Below are 6,966 nucleotides of genomic sequence, written 5' to 3'. Positions count from 1 at the left end.
TCTCACGCCGACACTCTCGACCTAGTCCCTTCTCTCTCTTTTTTGGTGTTCCCCCCCCCCCCCCCCCCCCCCCCCCCCCCCCACGGCTCCCGCTCCGGCCACCCAGGCCGGACAACCGACGCAAGAACAGGAGGGGGGACAGGAGATGCGCGTCACCCTGCTCACCGAGGGGACGTACCCGCACCAGCACGGCGGCGTGAGCGTCTGGTGCGACCAGCTCGTCCAGGGCATGCCGGACGTCGACTTCGACGTCATCGCCGTCACCGGAACCGGCCAGGAACCGCTGGCCTGGGAGCTGCCCGCCAACGTACGGTCGGTCACCACCGCACCCCTGTGGGGCCCGGCCTCCGAGGGCCGGGCACCGCGCGGCAAGGAGATGCGCCGCTTCCTCAACGCGTACGAGCGCTTCCTGCACTCCATCCTCGACCCGGTCTACACCACCCACTTCGGCACCGAGCTGTACGGCTTCGCCGACCTCGCCCGGCGCGGGCTGCTCAGCCCGGCGCTGCGCAGCGAGCGCGCCCTGCGCACCCTCCAGCACGTGTGGACCCGCGACTACCTGCCCACCGCGGTCTCCCGGCCCACCCTGCACGACGCGCTGAACGCCACCGACCTCCTGGAGCACGCGCTGCGGCCGCTCTCGGTCGACCCGCCCACCGACGGCGTCGCCCACGCGGCCAGCGGCGGACTCGCCACCCTGCCCGGGCTGATCGCCGCCCAGCAGTACGGCGTACCGTTCCTGCTCACCGAACACGGCATCTACCTGCGCGAGCGCTACCTCGGCTACCGCACCGGCCCGTACCGCTGGCCGGTCAAGGCCCTGCTGCTCGGCTTCTACCGGATGCTCGCCGAGGAGAGCTACCGGCAGGCCGCACTGGTCACCCCCGGCAACCGGTACAACCGGCGCTGGGAGGAGCGCGGCGGCACCCCGTCCGACCACATCCGCACCGTCTACAACGGCGTGGACCCGGCCGCGTTCCCGCCCGCCGGGCCGGAACCCGAGACGCCCACCCTCAGCTGGGCCGGCCGGGTCGACCCGATCAAGGACCTGGAGACGCTGATCCGGGCCTTCGCCATCGTCCACCAGGAGATCCCCGAGGCGCGGCTGCGGCTCTTCGGGGGCACCCCCAAGGGCGGCGAGGCGTACCGGGACGGCTGCATAGCCCTGGCCGCCGAGCTCGGCATCGCCGACTCGGTGGCCTTCGAGGGCCGCGTCGCCGACATCACCGACGCGTACGCGGCGGGCAACGTGGTGATGCTCTCCAGCATCAGCGAGGGCTTCCCGTTCACCCTGATCGAGGCCATGTCCTGCGGCCGCGCGACCGTCTCCACCGACGTCGGCGGCGTGCGAGAGGCGGTCGGCGACACCGGACTGGTCGTCCCGCCGCGCGAGCCCGAACCGATGGCGGCCGCCGCGATCGAGCTGCTGCGCGACCCCGCGCGGCGCGCCCGGCTCGGCGAGGGCGCCCGGCTGCGGGTCATCGAGCAGTTCACGCTCCGCCAGAACATCGACGGCTTCCGGGGCATCTACACCGAACTCCTGGGCACCTCCCGCTGGATGCCCGGCGGCATGGTCGCCGTCACCGACGCCGTCCCCAGCCCGGACTGGGACCAGCAGCTGGCCGCCGCCCGTCCCGAGCCCAGCGAGGTGGGCGCGTGAACGAGCGAAGCGAGCGAACCATCAGCAGGTGCGCGTTCCGCGAAGCGGCCGCCGAGCCCAGCGAGGTGGGCACGTGAACGAGCGAAGCGAGCGAACCATCAGCAGGTGCGCGTTCCGCGAAGCGGCCGCCGAGCGCAGCGAGGTGGGCGCATGAGCGGTCCGATCCGCCTGGTCCCCGACGAGGGCGGCGCCGAGCGGACGATGCAGCTGCGCACCCTGCCGTTGAAGCGCCGCCGCCCCGCCCCGCCGGCCGAGCCCGACCCGGCCGAGCAGCTCGGCCTCTCCGAGGACCCGCTGGACGAACTGGCCGAGCGCCTGCGCGACGTCTGCGCCGATGCCGTCCACCCGTACGAGATCGCGGCCTTCCTGGAGTCCGACGGCCTGTCCGACGAGCAGGCCGCGCTGCTGTACGGCCGCCCCGACGCGTTCACCGTCGCCGAGGAGCTGTTCGAGAAGGTCGAGCGCCGCTACCCGGGCCCGAGCTCCGAGTTCGCCAACCCCTGGCGGGCCGACCCCTGGCGGTGCGTGGTGCGCGGCCTGGTGTTCGCCCTGCCCGGGCTCGGCTACCTGCTCGGCGCCAACCTGTTCGCGACCACCCGGATGCGCTTCGGCCTGCCCTCGGGCATGCTCGCGCTGTCCATCGCCACGCTGGTCAGCTGGGGCTTCAACCAGGCCCTGGCGCACCGGGCGTACCGCTGGCTGAGCCGGCTGCGCCGCCGGGACGCCGCGGTCTGCCTGGCCGTCGGCGCACCGGTCGGCGCGCTGCTGGCCGCCGCCTCCGCGTACGTGGTCGGCGGTCCGCTGGGCGCCCTGTGGTTCGCCGCGGGGCAGTCCTGCTACCTGGCGGCCGCCACCGCGCTGCTGGTGCTCGGGCGGGAGAAGTTCCTGCTGCTGGCGCTGGCCCCGGCCTCGGTCGGCGCGGGCGTGGTGCTGGCGATCGACGTGCCGGAGCTGGTCCGGACGGCGGTGCTGCTCGCCTCGGTGGTGCTCGCGGTCGGCCTGGCCGTCCGGGAGCTGCTGGTCGCGGCCCGGGCCGGCGAACGGGACGGCGTGGAGCTGAGGCTGCCGATCCGCCAGGAGGTCCCGCACCTGCTGTTCGGCCTGGCCTGCGGCGCGCTGACGCTGATCGCCGGGCTGGGTGAGACCATCCACCAGGCCGTACGGGCGGCCGGCCCCGCGGTGCACGCCGCGGCCCAGGGCGCGCACGCCGTGCACGAGGTGCGGACCACCCCGACCGGCCCGGCCATGATCGCCCTGACGCTCAGCCTGGGCCTCGCCGAGTGGCTGCTGTTCCGCTACCGGGCGATGGCCGTGGCCGCGCTGCGCACCAGCCACACCACCGGGCAGTTCACCCGCCGCACCGGCGGGATCCTGCTCGGCTGCCTGTTCATCTACCTCACCACCGTGGCCGCGCTGGACGCCGCCGCGACCGTGCTGTGGCCGGGCGCCCCGTCGCTCGGCGTGCCGCAGCTCGGCGCGATGCTGCTCCTGGGCGGCTCGCTCTGGCTGGCGCTGCTGCTGAACGCCTTCGGGTTCAGCTGGAGCACCGCCCTCATCTGTCTGGCCGCCGCGACCGCCGAGAGCGTCGGGCTGCTGACCGGTGCGGACCCGATCGTCCTGCAGCTGACCGGCTGCGGGGCGGCCGCCCTCGTCCTCACCGCAACCGCCGGGCCCGCGCTCGGCCGCACCACCCAACACCGCTGATAATCCGCCTCCTCCGAGGCACCACCGGCCGGCCGTGCTCAGACGTCCGGCTGCTCCCGAAAACGAGAAAGCGAAATCGCATGAGCAGCGTCGCGGTTACCGGAGCCGAAGGCTTCATCGGCTCCCACCTCGTCGAGACCCTGGTCGCCGACGGGCACCACGTCCGCGCGATGGTCCAGTACAACTCCTTCTCCTCCTTCGGCTGGCTGGAGACCCTGGCGCCGGAGGTGCTGGACTCGGTCGAGATCATCCTCGGCGACGTCCGGGACCCGGGCTCGGTCAACGGCCTGGTCAAGGGCACCGAGGCGGTCTACCACCTGGCCGCCCTGATCGCGATCCCGTACTCCTACCGCGCCCCCCACTCGTACGTGGACACCAACGTCACCGGCACCCTGAACGTCCTGGAGGCCGTGCGCCACCTGGAGATCCCGCGCCTGGTGCACACCTCCACCAGTGAGACCTACGGCACCGCGCAGACCGTGCCGATCACCGAGGACCACCCGATCAACACCCAGTCCCCGTACGCCGCCTCCAAGGCCGGCGGGGACCGGCTGGCCGACAGCTACCACGCCAGCTTCGAGACCCCGGTCGTCACCCTGCGCCCGTTCAACACCTTCGGCCCGCGCCAGTCGATGCGCGCCGTCATCCCGACCGTGATCGCCCAGGTCGCGGCCGGCCAGACCGAGATCACCCTCGGCGACCTGCGCCCGACCCGCGACTTCATGTTCGTCAAGGACACCGCCAACGCCTTCCGCACGGTGGGCACCGCGGCCGCCGAAACCGTGGTCGGCCGGACCTTCAACGCCGGCACCGGCGGCGAGATCTCGGTCGGCGACCTGGTCACCCTGGTCGGCAAGCTGATGGGCGTGGACCTGGTGGTGAAGGAGGACGAGCAGCGCATCCGTCCGACCAACTCCGAGGTCATGCGCCTGGTCGCGGACGCCACCCGGCTGCGCGCGGCCACCGGCTGGGCGCCGCAGTTCACGCTGGAGCAGGGCCTGGAGCAGACCATCGAGTTCTTCCGCGACCCGGCCAACCTGGCCCGCTACAAGACCGACATCTACAACGTCTGACCGCCGAAACGATCTTGCTCGTCCTGGTAACCGAGGTTCGTGTCCTACACATCCTTTCCGTGGGGGAAACACCATGCACGCAGTGATCCTGGCCGGCGGTAAGGGCGTTCGCCTCCGCCCGTACACCACCGCGCTTCCCAAGCCGCTCGTCCCGATCGGCGACCAGCACGCGATCCTGGAGATCGTGATGCGCCAGCTCGCCGCCGCGGGCTTCAAGACCGTCACCCTGGCCATCGGCCACCTCGGCCACATCATCCGCGCCTACGTCGGCAACGGCTCCCAGTGGGGCCTGCGGGTCGGCTACGCCGTCGAGGACAGCCCGCTCGGCACCATGGGCCCGCTGCTCACCATGCAGGACCGCCTGCCCGAGCACTTCCTGGTGATGAACGGCGACATCCTCACCGACCTGGACTTCGCCGGGGTGCTCAAGCACCACGAGACGTCCGGCGCCCCGCTGACGATCGCCACCTACGCCCGTCAGGTGAAGATCGACTTCGGTGTGCTGACCACCGACTCCGGCACCATCACCGGCTTCCAGGAGAAGCCCAGCATCGACTACCGGGTCTCCATGGGCGTGTACGGCGTCTCCCGCTCGGCGCTCGCCAAGTACACCCCGGGCCTGCCGCTGGGCTTCGACGAGCTGGTGCTCGACCTGCTGGCCGCCGACACCCCGCCGGCCGCGTACGACTTCGGCGGCTACTGGCTGGACATCGGCCGCCCGGACGACTACGACCGGGCGAACGCCGAGTTCTCCTCGATCCGCCCGGTCCTGATGCCCTTCGATTCGGCCGGCACCGTGCCGGGCGTCGCGGAACTGCCGGTCCCGGCCGCCCGCACCGCCCCGGACGACACGGCCGAGCAGCCCGCCACCGCGGGCGCCGAGAGCGACGGACGGGCCGCGTGAGAATCCTGCTGCTCGGCGGCGACGGCTTCCTGGGCCGTCACGCCACCGCCGTCCTGCGGTCACTGCCCGGGGCCACCGTGCTGACCGCGGGCCGGCGGCCCGCCCACGACCTCCGGCTGGACCTGGGCACCGCCCAGGCCGGCCCGCTCGGCGAGGAACTGGCCGCGCTGGCACCCGACGTGGTGGTCAACTTCGCCGGCGCGGTGGCCGGCAGCGCGGTCAAGCTCGCCGAGGTGAACGCCCGCGGACCGGCGGTGCTCTGCGAGGCGCTCGCCCTGGGCGCCCCGAAGGCCCGGCTGGTGCACGTCGGTTCGGCCGGCGAGTACGGCGTCTGCGCGGAGGGCGAGTCGCTCTCCGAGCAGGCCGACGCCCGTCCGGTCGGCGTGTACGGCGCGACCAAGCTGGCCGGCTCCCTCGCGGTGGCCGGCTCGCCGCTGGACGCGGTGGTGCTGCGGGTGTTCAACCCGGTCGGCCCGGGCGCCCCGGCGGGCTCGCTGCCCGGCCGGCTGGCGGCCGAACTGCGCCGGGCGGCGCCCGAGGGCGCCGACGCCGTGGTGACGGTCGGGGACCTCTCCGCCTACCGGGACTTCGTGGACGCCCGGGACATCGCCCGGGCGGTCGGCCTGGCCGTCACCGCCGAGGGCCCGCTCCCCCGGGTGCTCAACCTCGCCTCCGGCCGGGCCCAGCGGGTCCGGGCGATCGCCGAGGGCCTGGTCGCGGCGTCCGGCTTCACCGGCCGGATCGACGAGAGCGGGGCGGGCTCCGAGCGCTCGGCCGCGGTCTCCTGGCAGCAGGCCGACGTGTCGGCCGCCGCCCGGGAACTCGGCTGGCACCCGGAGACCGGGCTCGCCGACACCCTGCGCGACCTCTGGCTCAGCACCGCCGAACCGACGCCTACCCCGGTGGTCGCATGACCGCCGGGGCCACCCCTGACGGCCGCCTGCTGGTGCCGCTGTACGTCCACCCCGCAGTGGACCCGGCGGCCTGGCGGGCGGTCGCCGCCGCCGACCCCGCCCGGATCGCCGCCGTGGTGCTCAACCTCGCGGACGGTCCCGGCGAGGTCCCGGACCACGTCTTCGCCGATGCCGCCGAGGAACTCCGCGCCGCCGGGCTGCCGTTGGTCGGCTACGCCGACACCGACTACGGCCGCCGGCCCCACGCCGCCGTGGTCGCCGACATCCTGACGTACCGTCAGCGCCACGGCATCACCGGCGTGTACCTCGACCAGGTCGCCACCCACCCGGGCGCGCTGGCGCACTACCGCCGGCTCGCCACGGCGGCCCGGGCGGCCGGCTGCGGCACCGTGGTGTTCGGCCACGGCGAGCACCCCGACCCGGCGTACGCCGAGGTCGGCCTGGCCGACCTGCTGGTCACCTTCGAGGGCGACTGGGACACGTACCGCACCATGACCCTGCCGCTGTGGACCGGCCGCCACGCGGCCTCCCGCTTCTGCCACCTGGTCTACGACGTCCCCGCCGAGTCCGCCCGCGACGCCTCCGCACTGATCACCGCCCGGCGAGCCGGCGTCGGCTGCGCCGTACCGGGCGCCGGGGAGAACCCCTGGCGCACCCTGCCGCACGGCCTGACCGCCGCTGAACTGACCTGACCCGATCCGGAGTTCGACT

At 73.8% G+C, this 6,966-nt stretch carries 5 protein-coding genes and 1 pseudogene; all 6 read left to right on the top strand.

The features are described 5' to 3' along the window. Positions 1-145: 145 nt before the first annotated feature. The 6 genes and pseudogenes from pelF (at position 146) to ACZ58X_RS25725 (ending at position 6,947) form a co-directional block, all read left to right on the top strand. A complete protein-coding gene (gene pelF / locus ACZ58X_RS25750) occupies positions 146-1,660 on the top strand; it encodes a GT4 family glycosyltransferase PelF (protein ID WP_470335953.1) in 1,515 nt (504 codons plus the stop codon). A 150-nt stretch (positions 1,661-1,810) separates the two neighbouring features. After that, complete coding sequence (locus ACZ58X_RS25745) at positions 1,811-3,364, top strand: hypothetical protein (protein ID WP_470335952.1); 1,554 nt, start codon at positions 1,811-1,813, stop codon at positions 3,362-3,364. An 80-nt stretch (positions 3,365-3,444) separates the two neighbouring features. Continuing rightward, on the top strand, positions 3,445-4,437 hold the full coding sequence (locus ACZ58X_RS25740; protein WP_470335951.1) for an SDR family NAD(P)-dependent oxidoreductase: 993 nt from the start codon (positions 3,445-3,447) through the stop codon (positions 4,435-4,437). Positions 4,438-4,510: 73 nt separating this feature from the next. Beyond that, positions 4,511-5,212: pseudogene (locus tag ACZ58X_RS25735) on the top strand (nucleotidyltransferase family protein); the annotation flags it as partial. Between the two features lie 125 nt (positions 5,213-5,337). Further along, a complete protein-coding gene (locus tag ACZ58X_RS25730) occupies positions 5,338-6,255 on the top strand; it encodes an NAD-dependent epimerase/dehydratase family protein (RefSeq protein ID WP_380396445.1) in 918 nt (305 codons plus the stop codon). Further along, positions 6,252-6,947 carry a spherulation-specific family 4 protein gene (locus ACZ58X_RS25725; protein ID WP_470335950.1) on the top strand — a complete coding sequence of 232 codons (696 nt, stop codon included), beginning with the start codon at positions 6,252-6,254 and terminating at the stop codon, positions 6,945-6,947. The genes ACZ58X_RS25730 and ACZ58X_RS25725 overlap by 4 nt, the downstream gene beginning before the upstream one ends. The last annotated feature ends 19 nt before the right edge of the window (positions 6,948-6,966 follow it).

The organism is Kitasatospora sp. NPDC040550 (assembly GCF_055594965.1).
This window is presented reverse-complemented; position numbering and strand designations above follow the sequence as displayed.